Genomic DNA, 22,722 nt, shown 5'->3' on the forward strand with positions numbered 1-22,722 from the left:
GCGCCCTTTTCTGTTATTAAATCAATAAGTCACTAATCCGGAATGCCGCGTCCGAATCCCATCCGAAGACCCAGTTCGCGTGCCCGCTCGCGGGTGAGTACATAGCCATAAATCCTGCGGCGTCCATCCGGATCCTTTTCGATATAGACGCCCTGGAGCTCAGGCGTAAATCCTGGAAGCCGGTTCACCCCCTCTTCAAGCGCGAGGAAGTAGTCGAGCACCACCCCCTCCCAGACTTCACCCGGAACGCAGGTGATGACGCCGGGGGGATACGGGAGCGCCCCTTCGAGCGCAATCCGGCCCCGGGCTTCAGAAAGCGGAATCAGTTCACAGTTCCCGCGCACCAGCTCGTAATTCGCCGCCTGGGGAAGCATCGCGCGGTGCGGCAGCTCATCCTTTCTGAACATCGCTTTCTGGATCGACTTCAGGTCGTACTCGCGGTAGTAGTCGTGAAGCTCCTGGCAGAGATCCCGGATCGTGTAGTCGCGGTACCGCTCAGCGTGATTCCGGTACAGAACCGGGAGCACTTCGGAGAGCGGCGCGTTCGCGTCCAGGAGCCGCTCGAAATGCGCGATCCGGTTCACGAGGTTCTCCATCTTCGCGAGATCTTCCGCCGGGGTCATGAGGAAGAGGATCGAATTCAGGTCCGCCTTCTCCGGCACGATGCCGTTCTCACGCAGGTACTCAGCGAGGATCCCGGCCGGCACGCCGAACGGCTCATACTCCCCGCGCTCGATATTGATGCCGGGGGTCGTGAGGAGGAACTTGCACGGATCCACGAAGTACTGATCGGGGCCGTAATCCTCAAAGCCGTGCCACTTCGCGCCCGGCTCATACTTGAAGAACCGGAGATCCCTTGCGATCTGCTCAGTCGGATAGCTGTCCCAGGGCTTCCCGTCCACCTCGGGAGGAATAAACGGGCGGATATAGCGGCAGGTCTTCAGGAGATACTTTCTCGCCTCGATCCCGACCTTCACGCAGTCATCCCAGAGCAGACGCCCGGACGCGCCGGCATGCATCTGAGCGTTGACGTCAAGCGCCGAGAAAAGCGGATAGAAAGGGCTGGTCGACGCGTGCATCATGAAGGCTGAATTAAGCCGCTTATGCGACACGTAGCGCTTCTGCCCCTTGATGTGGCTGTCCTTCTTATGGATCTGTGAGGTCTGAGAAAAGCCGGCGAGCTGCTTATGCACGGACTGCGTGACAAAGATCCCCGGATCCTCGGGCCCGAGTTCAAGCAGGAGCGGCGAGCAGTCCTTCATCATCGGAATGAACTGTTCGTACCCCACCCACGCGGAGTCAAAGAGGATGTAGTCGCAGAGGTGCCCGATCCGATCAACGATCTGACGCGCGTTCCCGATCGTGCCGTCATAGGTCCCGAGCTGGATCACTGCGAGGCGGAAGGGGCGCTTCGCTTTGGCGCGCTCCGGATCCGCTTCCGCCGCGATTCTTCGGATGTAATCCTCATCGAAGCAGTGGTTATCGATCCCGCCGATGAATCCATAGGCGTTCCGCGCGGTTTCGAGATACACCGCCGTGGCACCCGCCTGAATCAGGGCGCCGTGCTGCACGGACTTGTGGTTATTGCTGTCGTAGAGCACCAGATCGCCCGGCGCTAGAAGCGCGGTGAGCACCACCTGGTTTGAGGCGGACGTCCCGCCAAGCACAAAGTACGTGTTATCGGCGTTAAACACCTTCGCGGCGTTCCTCTGGGCTTCGTACGGATAGCCCTCGTGAATCAGGAGATCTCCCATCGACACGTCCGCGTTGCAGAGGTCCGAGCGGAAGATGTTTTCACCGAAGAAGTTATAAAACTCCCGCCCCACGGGATGACGGCGGAAAAACGCGCCGCCCTGATGACCCGGGCAGTCAAATTGGCTCTTCCCCTCCTCCACATACTTCTCAAGCGCGCCGAAGAACGGCGGGAGAAGCGAGTCCTCGTAGCGCTGCGCCGCGGCGTCGATCTGACGGCCGTTATAGGCGAGATTCGTGGGATTGTTATCAATCACCTGGGAAACCTGCCCGATCAGATCCGGGGGAAAGGTCCCTGTACCGTCCTTCACGAGGACAATCGGGATCTCGAAGGCGTGAGCCTTGACGCGGGAGAGCAGACCGCGGTCCGCCTCGGTCGCCGTCATGACGATGACGGAAGATTCCGTCAGGTCAGAGGAACGGATATCGACAACGGTTCTTTCCGCCTGGAAGGCTTTGCGCGCTTCAGGCGTAGCTGCGATGGAAAGTTTTTTCAATTTTCCCTCTTCAATCGATGGGAACACCCCGGATCCTTCGCTTTGCGACTCTGCAGCCAATGAGGAAGGGCGGATCTGCTCCGGAAGGAGTTGACGATCAGGTGGTTCCGCTCTGGGCGAAACCGGCGTTTTCATGATACCAACTGAGGGGGTAACGTCCGCAGAAATTCTTCAGTAATTCGTAAGCAATTGACGGGAAAAATTTCGGCGCAAGGCGGGGCGATACAGCGTAAAGCTTTGAAGAAATAAAAAATCCGCACTGCGTAAACAGTGCGGATTTTGTGAAACTGGTGGAGAAGAGGAGGATCGAACTCCCGACCTCAGCGATGCGAACGCTGCGCTCTCCCAGCTGAGCTACTTCCCCGTGAGATTCAGTATTTTACAGAAATTGCCGGAAAATGCAAACCTGTCATCAGCGAACGGCCGCATTCCCGTGTTTCCGCAAATTACTTCTTCCAGGTTCCGTTGCGGACGATCACGCGATAGCCATCGGGATCCTCAAAAGCGGCTGAGTCACCGTCAGCGTACAGCTGCGGATTCGTCACCTGCTGGAAGCCGGCATCGAAAAGCTGCCCGAGCGTCTTCTTCCAGACTTCGTGCTCCGGAATGGAAAGCACAATAAAGTGATTGGGAGTCGGAGCGCGCGGCACTTCATCCTCGCCCCGCTTCTGCGAAAACTCGAACTGGTAGGGCCAGTCCTTGTGCCCGCAGATCACGCCGTCCCAGCCAACCTGGGCCTCATAGCGGTCGAGAACCTCGAACCCGAGCCCATTGCAATAGAAATTGATGAGCTTTTCGAGATTGTTCGTTGAGCGGGAAAGACGAATCTTCGGAACGACGGAATCCATGTAACGCCTCCACTGAAGGAAAACACATATAGTTAACATTATGGACAGGAGAGGCCCTCAAGGCAAAGATTTATCACCGCTCCAAAGCCCGGATTCCGGCCCAAACGCTCTATATGGCTGAATATGAAACAGATAGATTTCCACTTCAATGTCGGCAACCGACTCTTCTACGCCTGCCGTTTCGTGAATAAGGTCTGGGGAATGGGACTGTCAGTCGCTGTATGGAGTTCAGACCGGATGCGGCTCGATGACTTCAACCGCCGTCTCTGGGCGTTTGAGGACATGTCCTTTATTCCGCACGCCTTCGCAGGGGGGCTCGACGCGGAGTCGGCCCGCGTGATTCTTTCCCCTGATCCGACGGCTCTTCCGGATTCCGATGTGCTGCTGCTTCTCGATGAGGGAACGCCGCCTGACTACGAGAATCTCTTCCAGCGGTTTGACCGTGTGGTGGATATCGTCTCCTCCATCCCGGAAGAAACCGAAGCGGCCCGCAACCGCTATAGAATCTATCTTCATCACAAGTATCCTCTGAAGGCTTACGACCAGGGAAGGCGCTGAACACCATGACGGTTCAAAATTCAAACCCCATCCACACTCCGGTTCTCGCCCATCCTCTGCCCCTCAACTGGGGAAAGCTCAGCAGTCTTTCCGCTCCGATTGATCTGGCCGGAATCTCCGAGCTTTATCAGAGAATCGCTCCCGCCGCTGCCCCGCAGACAGAAACCCCGGCAGCAGCTCCCCGACAAGAAGGTGTCACCATGCAGAATAACGGCTCCCCGGCCCCGTCCTTCAATACTCCGAATTTCGGCAGGACAGAGCCTCAGAGTCCCGCTCCGAGCACCAGTTTCCCGCCCGGAGTACCGGTTTTTTCGGGTGACGGCGGCTTTGATGAGCTGATGCGTGAGCCCCAGAAGCCGGCAGCTCCCGCGCATCCTGCGGCTCAGGCTCCCCGCGAGGAACCTGTGTTTTCGAACCCGCAGAGCGCACCGGCCGCTGAACCGTCCCCCTTCGGCGTGTCGTCCTTCAAGACCCCGTCCTATGTGCCGCCCCACCAGCCGGACCCTGTTCCGGTTCAGCCGGCAGCGCCCCAGCGTGATCCGTCGCAGGAACTGGTCTCCTATCTGCAGCCGATTCTGGAACGCGCCATTTCGGACCGGCTCAGCACCGTGATCGACGCCGCGGCCCGGTCTGCGGCCGATGCCGCGGCGGACCGGATCCGCGCTGAAGTGCTGTCGAAGATTGATCTCATCGTGCGCGACGCGGTCGAGCACGAAACCTCCCGTTTTCTGAGAATGAGAAGGTAACAGCCGGCCTTCCGCCGGCTGGATGACGGCCGGCTCCCCATCCTCACCCGGGAGCCCCGTCTCACACTATTCCGCCGATTCACTCCGGATCGGCCCCGAAACACCACAGTCCCTCTGTTATCTCTGCCTGAAACATGAGAAAATAGCGGGTTACTTTATGTATTCGTATGTCAAGGCTCCTTTGAAATGACTACTCCTCTGATGACAGAGCTCGCCAAGAGCTTCGAACCCGCTTCCATTGAAGCGCACTGGTACCCGGAATGGGAAAAGCGCGGCTACTTCCGCGCCGGACTCGATCAGAACAAGCCAAGCTTCTCGATCCAGCTCCCGCCGCCCAACATTACGGGCATCCTGCACATGGGGCATGCGTTCAATCAGACCGTCATGGATTCGCTCACCCGCTATCACCGCATGGCGGGCTACAACACGCTCTGGCTCCCGGGCACCGATCACGCCGGCATTTCGGCTCAGATCGTGGTCGAGCGCCAGCTTGAAAAACAGGGAATCGATCCCCACTCCCTCACCCGCGAAGAGTTCATGCAGAAAGTGCTCGAGTGGAAGGAATTCTCCGGAGGCACGATTCTGAAGCAGATGCGCCGCCTCGGCGACTCCGTGGATTGGGAGCGCACTTACTTCACGATGGATGAGAAGCTTTCGCGCGTTGTGCGGAAGACTTTCGTCCAGCTTTACCGCGAAGGCCTGATCTACAAGGGCACGCGTCTCGTGAACTGGGATCCGAAGCTGCAGTCCGCGGTGTCCGACGTCGAAGTGGAGCCTGAAGAGGAAGACGGACATCTCTGGGAAATCCGCTACCCGGCAGCCGATGGCGGAAAGGACGTCATCGTCGCGACGACCCGTCCTGAGACGCTGTTCGGCGACGAGGCGATCGCCGTGAACCCGGAAGACGAACGCTACAAGGATCTCGTCGGCCACACGGTTCATCTGCCGCTCTGCGACCGTGAGATTCCGGTTATCGCTGACTCCTACGTGGACCGCGAATTCGGTTCCGGCTGCGTGAAGATCACCCCGGCCCACGACTTCAACGACTTTGAAGTCGGCCGCCGTCACAATCTGCGCTGCATCTCGATTCTCACGAAGGACGCGAAGATCAATGAAAACGCGCCGGCGAAGTATGTCGGCATGGACCGCTACGAAGCCCGCAAGGCCGTGCTGAAGGACCTCGAGGAGCAGGGCCTTCTCGTCGGCACGAAGGCGATCCGCCACATGGTGCCGCGCGTTCCGCGTACCGGTGAAATCGTTGAGCCGATGCTTTCCGAGCAGTGGTACATGGCGATGAGCAAGCCCGCGGGCGAAGGCTCCACCCATCCGGGCAAGAGCCTCGCCGATATCGGTCTTGAAGCGATGGAATCGGGCGATGTGAACATCTTCCCGGAACAGTGGCAGGGCGTGTACCGCCACTGGCTCACGAACATCCAGGACTGGTGCCTCTCGCGCCAGCTCCTCTGGGGCCATCAGATTCCGGCCTGGTATGACGAAGCGGGCAACTGCTACGTCGCCGAGACCGAAGCCGAGGCTCAGAAGCAGGCGGGTGAAGGCGTGAAGCTGCGCCAGGACACCGACGTGCTCGATACCTGGTTCTCGTCCGCCATGGTGCCGTTCTCCACCCTTGGCTGGCCTGACCCGCAGGGTGACGACAAGATCGCTTACGATCTCTACCTCCCCTCCTCCGTTCTTGTGACCGGCTACGACATCATCTTCTTCTGGGTCGCCCGCATGGTGATGATGACGAAGCACTTCACGGGCCGCGTGCCGTTCCATGACGTGTACATGCACGGTCTCGTGCGTGACGCCGAAGGCCACAAGATGAGCAAGAGCGAAGGCAACACGATTGACCCGCTCGACCTGATTCAGGGTATCGATATCGAAGGCCTCATCAAGAAGAACACGATGGGTCTGCGCCGTCCTGAAAAGGCTCCGAAGATCGCGGCGAAGCTCCGCAAGCAGTTCCCCGAAGGCCTGCAGGCCTACGGCGCTGACGCGCTCCGCTTCACGATGGCCGCCTACGCGACCCTCGGCCAGAATGTGAACTTCGACACAAAGCGCTGCGAAGGTTACCGGAACTTCTGCAACAAGCTCTGGAACGCCACCCGCTTCGTGCTGATGAACGTTGAAGGCAAGGACTGCGGCTTCCAGGGCGGCGAAATGTCGCTCAACTATATTGATCAGTGGATCATCACCGAACTCTCGCGCACGATCGAAGCCGTGACGAAGGGCTTTGAGACCTATCGTCTCGACCTCGCCGCGAACGCGATCTACTCCTTCATCTGGGATGAGTTCTGCGACTGGTACCTCGAGGCCGCCAAGGTCCGTCTGAACAACGGCACCGAGGCTGAGCAGCGCGCCACGCGCCACACGCTCGCCTCCGTGCTTGAGGCGACGCTGCGTCTCGCCCACCCGATCATTCCGTTCATCACGGAAGAGCTCTGGCAGAAGGTGTCGCTCATCACCGGCAGCCGCAAGGCTGAGGATGAAGCTTCCATCATGGTCGCTCCGTACCCGAAGGCTGAAGACTTTGCCCGCAGCGACGACGCTGACCGCGCCGTGGCTGTGACGAAGAAGATGATTGAAGCCGTGCGTTCGCTCCGCAGCCAGATGATGCTGCCGCCCTCTCAGAAGGTGCCGCTCGCGATCCAGGGCCCGAAGGAGATCGCGGCCGCTGTCGCTCCGTTCCTGCAGGGTCTTGCCCGTCTTGAGTCTGTGGATCTCGTGGACAACATCGATACGCTGAATCAGGGCGCTATCGCTCCGGTCTCAATCGTTGACGACTGGCGCCTGATGCTCGTCGTGAAGATCGATGTGGCAGCTGAGCGCGCCCGACTCGAGAAGGAAATCGAGCGTCTTCAGAACGAAGTCCGCAAGTGCGAGGCAAAGCTCGGCAACGAGCGCTTCGTCTCCAAGGCTCCGGAAGCGATCGTCAATCAGGAGAAGGCGCGTCTCGCCGACTTCCAGAAAGCGCTTCAGAACAACACGGAGCAGCTCGCGAAGCTTCCCGCCGCCTGATCGCGGTGAGTGTCTGAGGGCATGATCCCTCAGGCCGACATTCCCGGGTGAGGACTCTCCTCCCCCGGGAATTTTTTGTCCCCCTTCAATCCGCTATGATTCAGAGCACCGGAAAAATGGATTGCGAGGTAATGACAGCATGCAGGTGAATACTCTTCTGAAGCCGACCTGGATCATCCCGATTGTCCCCGAAGGCGTTGTGCTTACAAAGCACGTGATCGCGATCGCAGATGGAAAGATCGCGGCAATCGTTCCTGAATCCGAAGCCTCTCAGTTTGAGGCGAAGGAAGTCGTGGAGCTGCCAGGCGAAATCGTGATGCCGGGTTTCGTTAACCTGCATTCGCACGCCGCCATGAATCTGCTTCGCGGCGTCGGCCCTGACCTTAGTCTGATGGACTGGCTGCAGAAAAAGGTGTGGCCGCTTGAAGGCCGCCTGATGAGCCCGGAATTCGTGTACGAAGGCAGCCGCCTCGCCGGAGAGGAAATGGTGCAGAGCGGCGTCACCTGCACGAACGACCATTACTTCTTCCCGGTGGACGCCGCGGCGGGGCTTCGCGAGAGCGGCATGAAGTGCGCGGTCTCCGCGTTCCTTATCGGTTTCCCCTCCGCCTGGGCGAAAACTGACGACGAATATCTGAAGAAGGCGGGGGAAGTGATTGAGCACTTCCGGGGTGACCCGATGGTGCATGTCACGGTGAGTCCGCATGCGCCTTATACCGTGTCTGACGACGCGATGAAGAAGCTCGCCGCCCTGAGTGAACGGAATAACCTCCCGATCCATATTCATGTGCAGGAAACCGAGAGCGAAGTGAGCAACTCCCTGAAGCAGTATGGGATGCGTCCTATTGAGCGGCTGAAAAAACTCGGAATCGTGAATGAGCGCCTGATCTCAGTTCACTCCGTGCATCTTTCTGACAGCGATATCGATACACTCGCGAAAGCGGGGTCGAGCGTCTGCCACTGCCCAAGCTCCAACCTCAAACTGGCAAGCGGTTTTGCTCCTGTTGCTAAAATCATGGATGCCGGAATCAATCTCGGCATCGGCACTGACGGAGTGGCGAGCAACGACAAACTCGATATGCTTGGTGAGACACGTCTCGCCGCCCTCCTCGCCAAAGCTGTTGCCAAAGACCCCACGGCGGCCCCGGTACACAAAATGCTGTACGCCGCGACCATGGGAGGCGCCAAAGCCTTGGGATGGGACCGGGAAATCGGCTCTCTGGAAGCAGGAAAATCCGCCGATCTCTTCAGCTGTCTCCTCGAGGAAATTACCAGTATTCCGGTACTTGAACCTGCGGCTCAGTTGCTTTACAGTGCAGGTAGGGAAAGTATCACCCACGTCTGGATCAACGGTCAGCTTGTTGTAAAAAAACAACAAAAAGCCGAGTCCTTTAGGGGGATGTCCCGTACGAAAGCACTCGACATCGCTCACACGTGGCAGAATAAGTGTTAAGTTGTAGCCTGTGCGGTACACCTTTTTTCATAGAAGGCGCTTATACTTGCACAGCGTGCACGCAGTTATCAGCAGAGGGGGCGAAACCCTGCGTACTGCATTAGATAATGGTCTTCCGTAAGGGAGATCAAAAAAAAGGAAAGAGGAAAAAATGAACACTTCCGCGAAGATTGGTGGCCTGCTTGCTGCCGTCATGCTCGCCGCTTCTGGCTCCGCCATGGCTGCTGAACCGGTCAATCCCTATGTCACCTCCAGCGATGGCAAGGTTGTGATGGATCCGTTCGGCCTTTGCTGGCGCACTGGCTTCTGGACTCCGGCTCTGGCCGAAGCCCTGGGCTACAACGGTGCTGGCTGCCAGTGTGATAAGGAAATCCTGAGCAAGGCCGCCTGCACGGCTCCGGCTCCTGCTGCTGCCCCGGCTCCGGCTCCTGCTGCTGCCCCGGCTCCGGCCCCGGCTCCCGCTCCGGCCCCTGTCGCTGTTGCTCCGACCAAGGAGAAGGTGACCCTCTCCGCTGACACCCTGTTCGACTTCGACAAGGCCACGCTGAAGGCCGAAGGCCGCAAGACCCTGGATGATCTCGTCTCCCGTATGGCTGGCGTTGATCTCGAGGTCGTCACCTCCACCGGCTACACCGACCGCATCGGTAAGGACGCTTACAACATGAAGCTGTCCCAGCGCCGTGCTGACGCCGTCAAGACCTACCTGGTCAACAAGGGCGTCAACGCCAACGTCATTACCGCCACCGGTAAGGGCAAGGCTGACCCGGTCGTGAACTGCCCGAATCCTTCCAAGAAGGGCAAGATCAAGAACTTCAAGCAGCTGATCAAGTGCCTGCAGCCGAACCGTCGTGCCGTCATCGAAGTGACCGGTACCCGCGTCGCCAAGTAATTGAAAGCTGACTCTTAAGTCTTCGGACTAAAGAGCTGAACCTCGTCCGGTTTCCGGGCGAGGTTTATTTTTTGTGTCTTTTCTGTGGAGCCTGCCGTGTCTCAGAAATCCCTCACCTCTTTCCTCTTTGATATGGACGGAACACTGGTAGATTCCGCCGCGGGGCTTGCCGGAGCCGTGAATGATGTCCGCGCTTCCTTCGGATTTCCTCCTCTCCCTGCCGCGGATTTCCGCGAAGCGGCATCAGAAGGATCCGCGGCTCTCCTTCGCGTCGGTTTCGGTGTGACGCCTGAGAATCCCCGCTACCCGTCGCTCCGGGAATCATTCTTCACGGCTTACGAGGCACGCTGCCGGAAGCCAACTCTCTTTCCAGGTGTCACGGAGCTCCTTGCCGCGATCGACCGCAAAGGGCTTGTCTGGGGCATTGTCACCAATAAGCCGCAGGAATTCGCCGAAGCGATTGCCGCTTCCACCCCCGCCATGGCGCGCTGCGCGATCGTCGTCGGCTCCCGCCCCGGCGTTCCTCTGAAACCGGCCCCTGACGGGATCCTCCGCGCCCTGAAGGAACTCGCCCTGAAGCCTGAGCAGACGCTCTACACCGGGGACGACAGACGGGATATCGAGGCCGGCAAAGCGGCCGGCACATCCACTCTCCTCGCCCTCTGGGGTTATCGCCCGAAGGACGCGGACACGTCACTCTGGGCTCCGGACTTTACGGCCTCGTCTCCTGAGGACATCATCCGGCTCCTTCCCTGAGCGCGGCCGAAAGACCGCTTTATGCCCGGCTCATAAAAAAAGTAACGCATTGATATAATGCCCGTTCCTCTGGAAGCCCCCCAATAGAGGGGCCGGATGGCGCTCTCCCGTCCCGGCCGCCTTCTTCCGGTCTTCTTTCTGCCATCGAACCATCGCGGCCTTCGCCGCGGGAAAACTCATGAAAACTCAGAACCCCCCGATGACACTCTCCTACAAACTGATTCTTACCCTTTTCTCGGCCGCCTTTGCCGCGTCCCTGATCGCCTGCTTCTTCCGCTTCCCGGCTACGGCCGGCGGCATTGAGGGAGTCGCGGTCTGGCTGCTTTATCTTCTCTACATGGTGATCGCGGTCGCCCGCCAGGCAAACCGCCTGATCATCCGCACGCTGCTCGTTCTGATGACCGCAAACGTGGCGCTGGCCGCGGTGCTTCTCATCTATCTCGCGCTCCGTCCCGCCGCCAACCCCTGCCCTCTTGTGCTGGGACCGCTCGGTCTCCTCACGCTCGCCGCGGACTTCACCTTCCATATCTGCCTCTATAAATTCTTCAGTTTCCACGAGGCGCTTCGGAACGGCAAACGCGAAATCTGACACGGAAATCATTTCCTCACATATCGTTACTTCGTACGCTATTTAAGAACTTCTTATTTTCGGTTAATACTCGAAAAAGCCCTCGTCTGACAGGATGCAGGGCTTTTTTCATGGTGTGATCCAGTACCTGGATAAGAGCACCGGAAAGACTTTTTGCCTACTCACACGAACTGACTCTTCACTCTTTATCTCCTTCTATTTCTTTCTTTTCTGCTCTCAGAATGGGTTATTTTGGTTTAAATCTATTAGACTGATCTCAGTCATAGTTGGAGAGTTCTGACCCACGCGCTGTCACGAGCCTGCGCGCCGACAGAAAAAAGAAGGATCAAATGATGAAGCTCAACCGTCTTTCCAAGGTTGCAATCGGCGTCGCCGCGGCCTGCGGCGTTTATTCTGCGATCGGTTTCTGGGGTGTTTCCGCGGGACTCAAATGGGCGGCTTCTAGTCCGGTGTCCGACATTCTTGGGCGCAAGGTTTCGATCCAGGAAGTGAAGTTCAACCCGTGGACTCTGGAGCTCTCGGCTAAGGGAGTGGAGATGGCGGGGCGTGACGCCTCGGATCAGCCCGTCTCAATCGGAAGTCTCTACACGAATATGGCGGGCTTCTCTTCACTCACGCGCTTCGGCGTCGTGCTCGATGAGCTGAAGGTTGATCACGTGAGCGGGCTGCTCTCGATTGATGAAAACGGAAAGACGAATTTCCAGGACATCATCGATAACATCAACCGCCGCTTCCCGCCGACGGAAGAAAAAAGCAAGGAACCCTTCCGCTTCAGTCTCAACAATATTTCTCTCACGAATTCAGACTTCCACATCGTGGTTCCGTCGCATCACGTGGATGAGAAACTGACTGAAATCAATCTCGGTCTTCCCTTCATCGGGTCTATCGGCACGGACCGCGATATCTACGTGAAGCCCGAACTCACGCTGAAAGACAATGGGACGCCGTTTGAGCTGCATGGCGAATCTCTTCCCTTCAAGAACACGAAGGCGACCCGGGTGCATCTCGCGCTCGACGGCTACGATCTGCCGCACCTCGGTGCCATGCTGCCGCTGGATATGGATGTCACCTCCGGCACTCTGAAACTGAATGCCGACATTACGTTTGCCCAGGGCGTGGATGGAGGAAAGAACACGATCCTCGTCGACTTCACGGGAAACGCGGATGACTTCGCAGCCGCTATGCGGGGTTCTGAAGCCAAGACGAACGCGATTGCCTTCAAGAGCCTCAAGATCGATCAGGGATCGGTCGATGTGATCGGCCGCACGGCAACCGTAAACGGCATCACGCTTGAAAGCCCCACGATCGCGCTTGAGCGGCTTGCTGACGGATCAATCGCCTGGGCGAAGGTAGCGGGAACGTCAGATAAAGCGGAGCCGCCCAAGACGGATGACGCAAAGGCGGATGAAAAGAAGCCTGAGGACACCACGCCCGCTTTCGCCTGGACCGTGAAGAACGCCGCCATCACTGACGGTACGCTCCGGTTCATTGACCACGCGGCGCATGACGCCCGGATCGACGCCTCAGCTCTCAATGCCACCGCTGAAAATGTCACGATGATCCCGGGGCAGACCACGAACTTTGATCTCTCTGCGAAGATTCTCGACGGCAGCCTGAAGACGAACGGCAGCCTCGATATCAGCGCTCTGAAGGGAAAGGCCTCGGTTGACGCCCAGAACCTGAACCTCGACCGGATCTCAGGCTACGCGGAACTCGCCGGTCTCACGATCGCGAGCCGAGCGACCGCGAAGGTCGATGCCGAGTATTCGCTGATGGAAGAAAAGCCCTCGGTGAGTGCCGGCGGCACACTGAATCTGAAGAATTTCGCGCTGACGAAGAAGGGGGAGAGCCCGCTCTCCGTCAAGGCGGATAACGCCCGGGCTGAAAGCTTCAAAGCACTCTACGACGGTGATGTATCGCTTGACCTTGGGAAGCTCGCGCTCGCGAAACCCGCGGTGGAACTCCCGAAGAGCTCCTTCAGCGCGGGTTTCGGCGGAATCGACGCGCAGAATTTCTCGCTTGGCTGGAAGGGCAAAGATGAGGCGCTCAGCCTCGGTGCCCGGACGCTCGCGCTCGCCACTCCGGAAATTCACGCCGGCAGCTTCTCCGGCAAAGCGGGCCGCCTCTCCGGAAACACGGTAAAGGTCGGCTGGAACGGCAAACAGGATACCGTGACATTTGACGGCGGCAAGGTCCGTGCGGAAAAGACTGACCTCACGGCCGGAAACTTCAAGAGCACCATCACGGATTCGAACGCTGCGAAACTCGCGGTCAACTGGAACGGAAAGAAAGAACTGCTTGGTGTGACATCTCAGACCACTGGACTCGCCGGGATCGACTTCAAGGCTGATCCGGTGACAGGCGGTTCCACCGCTGTGAACGCCCAGGCACTGTCGCTCAGCGTTGTCACCCGTGAGGACGGCGGCGTCTCCGTGAAAGCGGCTGACGTGAATTCCAAAGGCACCCGGCTTCAGGTCGCCGGCGGCACTCCTGTGAAACTCGCCGTCGGCACGCTTGACGTTAAGAAGAGCGCGCTGGATATCAAGAAAGCGCTTGCCTTCACGGGATCCAGCGTTTCTGCGGGGGACATTCAAAGCACGGTCGACCTTCTTAACTTCAATACGGGCCACGCTGACATCAACTCCATCAGCTTCACGCGTGACTCCGACATGAGTCTCAAGGTCGCGAGCGCGAACCTCAGCAAGGCGCAGGTGATTTCGCCTGTGAACGCCGCAAAGGTGTCGACGCTTTCGGACACCGTCTCCGCGTCGAATCTCGACTGGAAGAGCGGCGCGTCCGGCCACGCCAATCTCGCCTTTCTCAATATCAACTCCACCGCCTTTGAAATCTCAGGCGGCAAGTCGAAGTTCGGCCGCGTGGACCGCACGACGGTAACAGGCGTCGAAGCACCGGCTACCGGCACCATCCGGGTCTCCGCAGTTGAGATCGCAAAGCCCCGCATGATGCTCTCGCGTGACGCGAAGGGGAACCTGGATATCGATCCGCTCCTCGGAAAGCGGAAGGCTGCCACTGAAGCGAAGAAAGTACAGGCTGTGGTGAAGCAGAAGGTGGAGGAAGCAAAGAAGAAGGCCGGTGTTTCCGCCTCGCAGCCGATCCGTATCGGCGAATTCCGCGTGACCGACGGGGGCTTCTCCTTTGTCGACAATTCGATCAAGCCTGCCGGCCAGTTCCGGTTCGCCGATCTCAATACCACAGTGAAACCGGTCGCGATCGGAGGCGAAAACACGCCTTCCTCACTCACGATGACCGGCGTCGTGAATGGGGTTTCCAAGATCAACGTCACAGGCAGCGGCTCGCCTTTCGTGGATAAGGGGAAACTCACCGCCAAGGGGACAATCTCCGCGGTCTCGATGCCGTTCTTCTCGCCCTACACCGTTCACTATGTGTCCTACCCGATTCAGAAGGGCAACCTCACGATCAAGTCGGATATCACACTGAAGGATAAGACGTTCCTCGATGTTGACAACCACATCCTGATTGAGCAGCTCGCCTGGGGCGACTACATTCCGAATGACACTTCGACCAGCCTCCCTGTGACGCTTGCCACCGCGCTCCTCACGGACGGTCAGGGAAATATCGAATTTGATCTGCCGATCTCGGGCAACCTCGCGGATCCTGAGTTCTCGTTCTCGAGCCTCATTCTCACAGGGCTTGAAAACCTGATCATCAAGGTCGTGGCAGCGCCTGTAAATCTGCTCGCCTCGATCGGAAACCTCGCGCTCGGCGGTTCTTCCTCCAGCGCCGCGGCTTTCGTCCCGTACATGTCCGGCAGCGGCCACATGACGGCCGATCAGCAGAAGAGCACGCTCGCCCAGATCACGAAGGCGCTGAAAGATAACCCCAAGATGAAGGTCGAAATCACGCCGGTGGTCAGTGTGAAGGGTGACGACAACGCGCTCCATCAGAACACGTACCGCGGCCTTCTGAAGATCGTTCAGTCGACGCTTCCTGAAGCTGAACGGAGCCGTGAGAAGGCGGTCGACGCGCTCTATGCCCTCCAGTTCCCCAACGACAAGGCAAGCCATACGCTTGAAGAGAAGGAGGCGAAGCTTTACACCGCTGTGCAGCCTGACGAGAGCAACCTGCATAACCTCGCTGACTGGCGCTCGAGGAACCTCTCGAAAGCGCTTGCCGAAGCGGGTATTGCGGATAAGCGGATCTTCATCACCGCCCCTGAAATGGATAAAAAGGGGAACCTCGGCGGCGTGAAGATCAAGTTCATCAAGTAATCGGCGTAACAAAAAAGGATCCCCGCGATGGGGATCCTTCTTCGGTCTGCAGGCCCGGCAGCAGTGCCGGGCCGCTCTTTTTTATCAGAGCGTATCCTTCTTCGACGTGAAGGAGTCGCTGTAGGTGCAGTCCTTATCGAGACCGGCTGCCGTCAGCGCGTTCACGGCATCCGTCACGAGACGCGGCGTACCGCAGATGTAAGCGTCATACTGGGACGCATCCGGGTGATCCGCGAGGAACTGATCCTGCACGTGACCCACGCGGCCAGTCCAGCCTTCGGACTCGTCCGGGCGGCTGAGCACCGGGCAGTAGTGGAACCACTCGTGCTCGGCGTCCCACTTGCGGCAGAGCTCATCCATGTAGAGGTCGACCTTATGGCGGCCGCCCCAGTAGAGATAAACCTGGTGAGGCTTGGCGCTCGGGAGCTTGATGAAGTTTTCAATCATCGCCTTCGCTGGAGCGAAGCCCGTGCCCGTCACGAGGATCAGGATATCGTGCGGGGTGCGCTTATGCAGGCGGAAGTCGCCCGCGGGAGCGGCGATTTCAAGCTTCGTGCCAACCTGGATCGGCTCACCCTTGACGCCAAAGAGACGGTCCGTGAAGAGACCGCCCGGGACGTGGCGGATGTGAAGCTCAAGGCCATTCTCAGCCGGCGTATCGCAGGCGATCGAATAGCTGCGGCGTTCCTTGTTTTCCAGAAGAATGTCGACAAACTGTCCGGGGATGAATTCGATCGGCTTGCCGGAATCGGCCTTCAGCACGAGGCGGATCACATCGGGGGCCACACGGTCCATCGCGGCAACCGTAACGGGGATGTTGCGCACGAGCTTCTTGATCTGCACGGCGATTTCCACGTCACTCGCGGCTTCCGTGCTGCAGGTCAGAATCTTCGGACCGTGGGACGGCACGCCTTCCTTGCTGCCCGGGGCATACGTGATGAAGTCGCCAGAGACAACGTTAGCGGAGCAGGAGCCGCAGAAACCGCTGCGACAGGCGTGAGGGATGTCATAGCCAGCGCGCTCGGCGGCATCCAGAATCCGCTCGCCCTTCTCAGCCGGAAAAGACACATCGGTTCCGGAAATTTTCACCAGAAAAGCCATTCTTTGATTTTCCTTATCGTTTTTCCCGCGGGGGGTCGTTCCCGAAGGAAAGGTATCCATGTAATTCTGAAAAGAATACCAGTACTCCACTGAATCAGCACGGCTTATTCCGGTGACACTATCCCACTTTCGGGGTAAAGTGCGATACACAGTAAATGCTCTTTCCAAAAGCTTTTTTCGGAGACGAAATGACGGATTCATCTATTGAGGCGATTTCCCCAAAGGCAGTGGCGGCGGCCCTCTCGCGGGTCCGCGCCCAGAGACCGCTCGTGCAGTGCATCACAAATGACGTCGTACAGGAAATCACGGCCAATGTGCTTCTGGCAGCCGGAATGTCCCCGGCCATGGTGCCGGCTCCGGAAGAAGCCGCAGCCTTCGCTCAGTTCGCTGCGGACGCTCTGCTCTGCAATGTCGGAACACCTTCCGAAGAAAACAGCCGGGGCATGAAGCTCGCCGCGGCGACGATGTCTGAAGCCGGAAAGCCCTGGACACTCGACCCCGTGGGCGCGGGCGGCACCGCCTGGAGAGATGATCTGATTTCCGATCTGATTGACCTCAGGCCCACCGTGATCCGGGGAAATGGTTCTGAAATTCTCGCCTGCGCCGGGTTTGCCCATCAGTACAAGGGCGTCGACTCACTCGACTCCAGCCGCTCGGCGCTCGACGCCGCCAAGGCGCTCGCCCAAAGATCAGGCGGCATCGTCTGCGTGTCAGGCGAAACGGACTACGCGACTGACGGTACCCGCGTGCTCGCGGCGGTGGGCGGCAACGTCATGGCGACGCTCGTGGTGGGCACCGGATGCTCGCTCTCCGCGCTGACCGCGGGTTTCGCCGCGAAAGCGGAGGATCCGCTGGTCGCCACCATCGCCTGCTGTCAGTTCGTGAAACGGGCCGCGGAAATCGCCGGGAACGCCTCCCGGGGCCCGGGTTCCTTCCACGACGCTTACCTCGACGCGCTCTATACGCTGCAGCCCGAAAACTTTCTTGAAGAGGCCGTCTGATGGCGCTCCCTGATCTGTCGCTTTACCTGGTGCTGGACCCCGTACTCTGCGGAGGCGCGGACGGCATGGTGTCCACCGCGGTCGCTGCTGCCCAGGGAGGGGCCGGCATTATCCAGCTCCGGGCTCCGGACTGGAAGAAGCGGGAGCTCGCGGCCTGCGGACGAGCTCTGATCCGCGCACTTGCGCCCTATGGCGTGCCGCTCGTCGTAGATGATCAGGTGGATGTGGCGATGGCAATCGGCGCGGCCGGCGCTCATGTCGGACAGAAGGACCTCCCGGCAGAAGACGCTCGGCGCCTCATGGGGCCGGAAGCGATCATCGGGCTCTCGGTCTCAAACGCGGCGGAGCTTGAGGCAAGCCGCAGCCTCGCCGCGGCCGGCGTGGTCGACTATCTCGGTATCGGTCCGATCGAAAGCACCTCCACGAAACCCGACGCAGCCGCGCCTCTCGGGCTCCCGGGGTTTGCCGCTCTCGCTGCCGTGAAACCCTGCCCGGTTGTCGCGATCGGCTCCGTGAAGATCCATAACGCCGCGGCTCTCGCCGCGGCCGGAGCGGACGGCATCGCGGTCGTTTCGGCAATCTGCGGCACCGCGGACCCCCGCGCCGCATCAGAAGCGCTTCTCGCGGCTTTCCGTTCAGGATTGAAAAAATAACCTGAGGTGCCAGGAAGAGCCCCGTTTCCCTGGATTGATTCCGCCGCTAAAAGAAGGCAGAACCGCGGGGCAATCCTGATAAAATCGAGCTGCTGACCATACGGTCTGAGGCTCACGCCCGGACCGTACGGAACCTTATTTCTTTTGAGGCAACCGAAGAATGGCTTTGTTCTCTGAAAGCAAACTGAAAAAACTCCGCTATCCCTACAACACAGCAAGGATGGTGAGTCTCGTGAAGGCAATCGAAACCTCGGATGCGGGCGGCAAGTACTGGTCCAAAACCGAGGCTGAAGAGATCACCGCGGAGCTGAGCCGGGAAACCACTCCGGGCTCCAAGGCGTCGGATTTCATCCAGAAGCGCGCCGCGCTCGCCTTCTCCCGGATGTCGAAACGTTCCCCGACGCTTCTCACGATGAAGCTGAACTACGGCTCCCGATCGCTTGTCGCGCTCTGCCTCATTCTCGGTTCCTACCTGCTCGGCGCTTTCGGTGAACGGTTCCTCTCAACCGGCGCGGAGATCAATCTCTTTTCACCGATCTATCTCTTTATCTTCGGGTGGAGCCTCTTCCTCTACGCGGCGCTCATCATCCTGGAGCTCGTAAGCATTGTCCGGCGCCGTCATATCGAATTCCCGCTCCGCACGACACTCGCAAAACTTTCCGATGGACTCTTCGCCCCGAAGATCATCACCTCCGGTATCCGTCAGGCGTTCCTGAAAATCTGGACTCCGACCGTTCTGAGACTCTCCCAGTTCCGCATCGCCCGCATTCTGCACTGGGCGTTCCTCGCCTTCACGGCCGGCGTGATTTCCAGCATCATCGTCCGGGGTCTCGGCCACAACTATCTGATCGGCTGGGATATCGTCGGGCTGCATAATTCGCCGGATAACGTCTGCGATATCTTCAATACCCTCTTTGGCTGGATCCCCGCGGCACTGAATCTCGGCCCGCTGCCGGACGTGAACACGGTGGCCGCGATGCGTCTCGACCGTCTGCAGGACGCCGCTACAACCTCAGCCGCCGCGGCTGCCGCTTTCGCGCCCGCTGCCTCCTGGCTCCCGCGTCTCTTCATTCTCTACGGCGTTGTCGTGCTGATCCCGCGTCTCCTTCTGATCCTCTGGGATACGATCGGGATCCAGATCCGCTCCGAACGCCTCCCGTTTGAGATGGATGGGTATTTCGCGGATATCCTCCGCACCGCTGAAGCGGCTGTCGCAGGTGCTGCCGCTGCCACAGCGGCCGCCGCCGAAACCGTGCACGAAGCCGCCGCGTCGGATGTGAAGGACGCGGTCGAAGTGAAGCCTGATGAGGAATCCGGAAAGCAGTCCTGATTCCTTACGAAGTCTTCTTTCCTTTTAGCCGCTTTCCAATCCGGAAAGCGGCTTTTTTGATGCCTCCATCAGGAGCACCGCCTCGCCCCCTTCCTTCAAAACGTGAAGCAATCGGGTTCAGACGGCTTCAGGGGACCTCCTGCCTGACCAAACCTTAATCCTCCCCTGCTCCGCGCTCTTTCCGCCCTCAAAGGGGGCTCTCCGCCGCGCCAATCCCGGGTTCGGCGGATATCCGTCTCCGGGGTCCGCTTCCTGCCGCCTTACGGGTAAAAAATTCCCGGGCTGGAAAAACCAGACCGGGAATCTGAAGATCAGAGTCTTTCAGAAAGCGGATTCCTTACGGAACCATTTCGGAAATCTCAGCCTTCTTCACCTTGTGCACGAGGTCTTCACGCTTCACCTTCAGGTACATGGCGATAGCGGCCGCAACGAACACGGAAGAGTAAACCGAGCAGCAGATACCGACCGTCAGAGCCAGAGCGAAGTAGTGCAGCGCCGGGCCGCCGAAGAAATACATCGACAGCGTCATGCACAGCGTTGAGGAATGGGTGATCACCGTACGGGAAATCGTCGCGGTAATAGCTGAGTTAATCACCTCAACCGTGCTCGCCTTTCTCATCGTCCGGAAGTGCTCACGCACTCGGTCGAAAATAATCACGGACTCGTTCACCGAGTAACCGAGCACGGCGAGCAGACTGGTCAGCACCTGCAGTGAGAACTCCCACTGGAAGAACGCGAACAGACCGGCAACAATCACCAAGTCATGCATATTCGCGATCACGGCGGCGACTGAGAACTTCCACTCGAACCGGAACGCGAGGTAGATCATGATGCCCAAGCAGACAAGCGCGAGAGCGGTGGCGCCGTCAGTGGCGAGCTGCTTGCCCACCTGAGGACCGACAAACTCGACGGAGTGCTGCTTCACGCCCGGAGTCTGGGCGGAAAGAATATCCATCACCTGCTTCGCCTGCTGGCCGGAGGTTTCATTTCCCTTCAGCGGCACGCGGATCAGGATGTCTTTGGCCGTACCGTAGTTCTGCACGGAGACCTCAGGCGAGATCTTCTCAGCCAGAACCTTTCGGATCTGATCCGTGTCAGCAGCGCTCGGATACGTCACTTCAATGTTCGTGCCGCCCGTGAACTCAATCGAGAAGGCAAGCCCCTTCGTCGCAAGGAAGAACACAGCGAGGCAGAACATGATGACCGATGCAATATTCAGGTACAGCGAATAGTGCATGAACGGGATCGTTCGGCGAATGCGGAAAAATTCCATTATTTATCTCCTTGATCCGTTCGGTTATTTACCCGCGGACCCGGTGCCGGCAACCTTCTTGGGAGGGTCGGGGCGCCAGATCTTGCCGATGTGAATCTTCTTCAGGTGCTTCTGACGGCCATAGACCAGATTCACAAGACCGCGGGAGACAAACACCGCCGTGAAGAGCGAGGTCAGAATACCGAGACAGTGCACCACAGCGAAACCGCGGATCGGACCGGAGCCGAAGATCAGCAGAGCGATACCGGCGATGAGAGACGTCACGTTCGAGTCCACAATCGTCGCGAAGGCTCTGTCATAACCTTCCTTGATAGCCACCTGAGGCGTCCTCCAGGCTCTCAGTTCCTCTCGGATACGTTCGTTGATCAGCACGTTCGAGTCGACGGACATACCGATTGAAAGCGCGAGAGCGCCGATACCCGGCAGCGTGAGCGTTGCCTGCAGCATCGAGAGGATGGCAACAATCAGGATCACGTTGAAAAGCAGCGTGATCGCTGAAATGATGCCGAACACCTCGTAGTACATCATCATGAAGATCGACACCACGATGAAGCCGTAGATCGACGCCTTGAAGCCCGCGGCAATGTTTGCCTGGCCGAGGCTCGGGCCGACAAGTCGTTCTTCCACGATTTCCATCGGAGCCGCGAGTGAACCGGCTCTCAGCAGCAGAGCCGTATCCGTCGCTTCGATCGTCGTCATCGCGCCGGAAATCTGCACGTGACCGCCGCCGATTTCCTGACGGATCACTGGGGCCGTCACCACCTGGCCGTGTCCCTTCTCGAAGAGGATGATCGCCATGCGCTTGCCGACGTTATCGCGGGTCACTTCCTTGAAGATCCGGGCGCCCTTGTTGTCGAGCGTCAGATTCACGGTCGGTTCCTGCGTCTGGGAGTCGAAGCCCGGCTGTGCGTCCTGAAGGTTTTCACCGGTCAGCAGCACGCGGCGGCGGACGAGCACCTGGTGGTTCTCGCGGTCAGTGAAGACCTCGTCACCGAACGGAACCGTGCCGGATGCCATCTGGGTATAAGCCTCAGGCGTGTCATCCACCATGCGGATTTCGAGCGTTGCCGTACGGCCGAGAATGTCCTTAGCCTTCGCCGTATCCTGCACGCCCGGCAGCTCAACCACAATGCCGGTCGCGCCCTGCTGGGCAATCACAGGCTCCGCAACGCCGAGTTCATTGATTCGGTTATGCAGCGTGGAGATATTCTGCTTGATCGCGTAGTCCTGAACGTCGCGGATCGCCTTATCGGTCATGCGGGCAACAATCTGATAGTTGCCGCCGTCCTGACGGTCTTCAAGCGCGAGATCCGGATCGGTGCCGCGGATCAGATCGAAGGCCTTATCGCGGGAGTTCTCATCCGGGAACTGCATCACGATCGTGTCGCCGGAGCGGTCAACGCCGTTATTGCGGATGTCCTTATCGCGGAGCTGCGTGCGGATATCGGCCGCGTTCGAGTCAATACGCTTCTGAATGGCGGCCTTCATATCGACTTCGAGACGGAAATGCACGCCGCCGCGAAGGTCAAGACCGAGGTACATCGGCTTGCCGCCGATCGCCGAGAGCCATTCCGGAGTGTTCGGCACGAGGTTCAGCGCGATCACATAATCCGGGTTCGTCGGATCCGGGTTCAGAGCCCGTTCCAGCACCTCACGGCCCTGAAGCTGGAGCTCGGAGTCCGTCACGCCGAAACGCACGCGGACGCTGGCGCTCGACTGCTGGCTGCCGGCATCCAGGTGGACGGCCTGAGGCTTGATTCCTGCGGATCGCAGCGCGTCCTCAACCTTCGCCATGGTGGCATCCGTTACCTTCACCGTCGCCTTTCCGGGAGAGACCTGAATAGCAGGCGACTCGCCGAAGAAGTTCGGGATCGTGTAGAGAATACTGATGACGAGGGCAAACAGGATGATGAGGTATTTCCAAATGGGATAACGATTCATCTTGACTACCCAAAACCCGGCCTGATAAGCCGGGCATAAAGAATAATGCAGACCCGCTCGGGCG

General features: G+C 58.9%; 16 protein-coding genes and 1 tRNA gene. 11 read left to right on the forward strand and 6 right to left on the reverse strand.

Annotation, left to right across the window (positions count from 1 at the left end; genetic code table 11):
- Window positions 1-32: 32 nt before the first annotated feature.
- The 3 genes from M4NBBH2_RS01765 to M4NBBH2_RS01775 all read right to left on the reverse strand — a co-directional run bounded on the left by M4NBBH2_RS01765 (window position 33) and on the right by M4NBBH2_RS01775 (window position 3,097).
- Entirely contained in the window at window positions 33-2,249 is a 2,217-nt protein-coding gene (locus M4NBBH2_RS01765; RefSeq protein ID WP_116269467.1) for an ornithine decarboxylase, read from the reverse strand.
- Window positions 2,250-2,537: 288 nt separating this feature from the next.
- Window positions 2,538-2,613: transfer RNA gene (locus M4NBBH2_RS01770), tRNA-Ala, on the reverse strand.
- A gap of 82 nt (window positions 2,614-2,695) precedes the next feature.
- On the reverse strand, window positions 2,696-3,097 hold the full coding sequence (locus tag M4NBBH2_RS01775; protein WP_022444792.1) for a VOC family protein: 402 nt from the start codon (window positions 3,095-3,097) through the stop codon (window positions 2,696-2,698).
- 123 nt (window positions 3,098-3,220) lie between these two features.
- Here M4NBBH2_RS01775 and M4NBBH2_RS01780 point away from each other — a divergent pair, with 123 nt between their 5' ends.
- The 8 genes from M4NBBH2_RS01780 to M4NBBH2_RS01815 all read left to right on the forward strand — a co-directional run bounded on the left by M4NBBH2_RS01780 (window position 3,221) and on the right by M4NBBH2_RS01815 (window position 15,359).
- Complete coding sequence (locus M4NBBH2_RS01780) at window positions 3,221-3,655, forward strand: DNA polymerase III subunit chi (protein ID WP_116269469.1); 435 nt, start codon at window positions 3,221-3,223, stop codon at window positions 3,653-3,655.
- Window positions 3,656-3,660: 5 nt separating this feature from the next.
- Entirely contained in the window at window positions 3,661-4,401 is a 741-nt protein-coding gene (locus tag M4NBBH2_RS01785) for a hypothetical protein (protein ID WP_116269470.1), read from the forward strand.
- Window positions 4,402-4,587: 186 nt separating this feature from the next.
- A complete protein-coding gene (locus M4NBBH2_RS01790) occupies window positions 4,588-7,422 on the forward strand; it encodes a valine--tRNA ligase (protein WP_235005613.1) in 2,835 nt (944 codons plus the stop codon).
- Window positions 7,423-7,561: 139 nt separating this feature from the next.
- Entirely contained in the window at window positions 7,562-8,875 is a 1,314-nt protein-coding gene (locus M4NBBH2_RS01795) for a TRZ/ATZ family hydrolase (RefSeq protein ID WP_116269472.1), read from the forward strand.
- A gap of 151 nt (window positions 8,876-9,026) precedes the next feature.
- On the forward strand, window positions 9,027-9,764 hold the full coding sequence (locus M4NBBH2_RS01800) for an OmpA family protein (protein WP_116269473.1): 738 nt from the start codon (window positions 9,027-9,029) through the stop codon (window positions 9,762-9,764).
- 96 nt (window positions 9,765-9,860) lie between these two features.
- Window positions 9,861-10,520, forward strand: a complete 660-nt coding sequence (locus M4NBBH2_RS01805) for an HAD family hydrolase (protein WP_116269474.1) — start codon at window positions 9,861-9,863, stop codon at window positions 10,518-10,520.
- A 178-nt stretch (window positions 10,521-10,698) separates the two neighbouring features.
- Window positions 10,699-11,109, forward strand: coding sequence for a hypothetical protein (locus M4NBBH2_RS01810; RefSeq protein ID WP_116269475.1), 411 nt, complete (start codon window positions 10,699-10,701; stop codon window positions 11,107-11,109).
- A gap of 329 nt (window positions 11,110-11,438) precedes the next feature.
- Window positions 11,439-15,359 carry a DUF748 domain-containing protein gene (locus M4NBBH2_RS01815; RefSeq protein WP_116269476.1) on the forward strand — a complete coding sequence of 1,307 codons (3,921 nt, stop codon included), beginning with the start codon at window positions 11,439-11,441 and terminating at the stop codon, window positions 15,357-15,359.
- An 84-nt stretch (window positions 15,360-15,443) separates the two neighbouring features.
- Here M4NBBH2_RS01815 and M4NBBH2_RS01820 read toward each other — a convergent pair whose 3' ends face one another.
- Window positions 15,444-16,460: a 2Fe-2S iron-sulfur cluster-binding protein gene (locus M4NBBH2_RS01820; protein ID WP_160117835.1), complete on the reverse strand. Its 1,017-nt coding sequence runs from the start codon at window positions 16,458-16,460 to the stop codon at window positions 15,444-15,446.
- A gap of 188 nt (window positions 16,461-16,648) precedes the next feature.
- Here M4NBBH2_RS01820 and thiM point away from each other — a divergent pair, with 188 nt between their 5' ends.
- From thiM to M4NBBH2_RS01835, 3 genes are all read left to right on the forward strand, one after another.
- The gene (thiM, locus tag M4NBBH2_RS01825) at window positions 16,649-17,461 is read left to right on the forward strand and encodes a hydroxyethylthiazole kinase (RefSeq protein WP_116269478.1); all 813 of its coding nucleotides are present in this window, start codon (window positions 16,649-16,651) and stop codon (window positions 17,459-17,461) included.
- Window positions 17,461-18,114 carry a thiamine phosphate synthase gene (thiE, locus tag M4NBBH2_RS01830; RefSeq protein ID WP_306307588.1) on the forward strand — a complete coding sequence of 218 codons (654 nt, stop codon included), beginning with the start codon at window positions 17,461-17,463 and terminating at the stop codon, window positions 18,112-18,114. Before thiM ends, thiE begins: the two co-directional genes overlap by 1 nt.
- A gap of 160 nt (window positions 18,115-18,274) precedes the next feature.
- The gene (locus M4NBBH2_RS01835) at window positions 18,275-19,444 is read left to right on the forward strand and encodes a DUF2868 domain-containing protein (RefSeq protein WP_116269480.1); all 1,170 of its coding nucleotides are present in this window, start codon (window positions 18,275-18,277) and stop codon (window positions 19,442-19,444) included.
- 337 nt (window positions 19,445-19,781) lie between these two features.
- On the opposite strand, the gene secF is transcribed toward M4NBBH2_RS01835, so the two are convergent.
- Both secF and secD read right to left on the reverse strand, forming a co-directional pair.
- A complete protein-coding gene (gene secF, locus M4NBBH2_RS01840; RefSeq protein WP_116269481.1) occupies window positions 19,782-20,717 on the reverse strand; it encodes a protein translocase subunit SecF in 936 nt (311 codons plus the stop codon).
- Window positions 20,718-20,741: 24 nt separating this feature from the next.
- The gene (secD, locus tag M4NBBH2_RS01845; protein ID WP_116269482.1) at window positions 20,742-22,658 is read right to left on the reverse strand and encodes a protein translocase subunit SecD; all 1,917 of its coding nucleotides are present in this window, start codon (window positions 22,656-22,658) and stop codon (window positions 20,742-20,744) included.
- Window positions 22,659-22,722 lie beyond the last annotated feature (64 nt).

The sequence above is a fragment of the Mesosutterella multiformis genome (genome assembly GCF_003402575.1).
Classification (GTDB): domain Bacteria; phylum Pseudomonadota; class Gammaproteobacteria; order Burkholderiales; family Burkholderiaceae_F; genus Mesosutterella; species Mesosutterella multiformis.